Raw genomic sequence first — 428 nt, 5'->3', positions numbered from 1 at the left:
GAGCAAATCAAAGGCATCGGTTCGATAACGACGGCTACGCTGATGGCGATGCTGCCCGAATTGGGGCGGCTGTCGCACAAACGGATAGCGAGTTTGGCCGGCATTGCCCCGCACCCGAGGGAGAGCGGGGAAACCAAATTCAAAAGCCGCTGCTTTGGCGGAAGGTCTGCGGTGCGTAAGGCACTGTATATGGCTACCGTGGCAGCGACACGTTTTGAACCGCTTATTCGGGATTTCTACCAACGCCTGCCGTCCGAGGGTAAGCCGTATAAGGTTGCCGTTACGGCATGTATGCGCAAACTGCTGACGATATCGAATGCCCGGATGCGTGATTATTTTGCCGAAAACGATACCGCCGAAAACGGTATCCGGACGGCTTGATTTGAGTTTTGGTATTTTTGCCCGACGGGGTGAAAAATACAGTTGCT

At 54.2% G+C, this 428-nt stretch carries 1 protein-coding gene; it reads left to right on the top strand.

All coding sequences use genetic code 11. The features are described 5' to 3' along the window. Positions 1 to 381: transposase (locus tag HMPREF2959_RS05070; protein WP_147317654.1), on the top strand; the 381-nt coding region annotated here is incomplete at its 5' end. Positions 382 to 428 lie beyond the last annotated feature (47 nt).

It is taken from the genome of Neisseria sp. HMSC070F02, assembly GCF_001814225.1.
Lineage (GTDB): Bacteria > Pseudomonadota > Gammaproteobacteria > Burkholderiales > Neisseriaceae > Neisseria > Neisseria meningitidis.
This window is presented reverse-complemented; position numbering and strand designations above follow the sequence as displayed.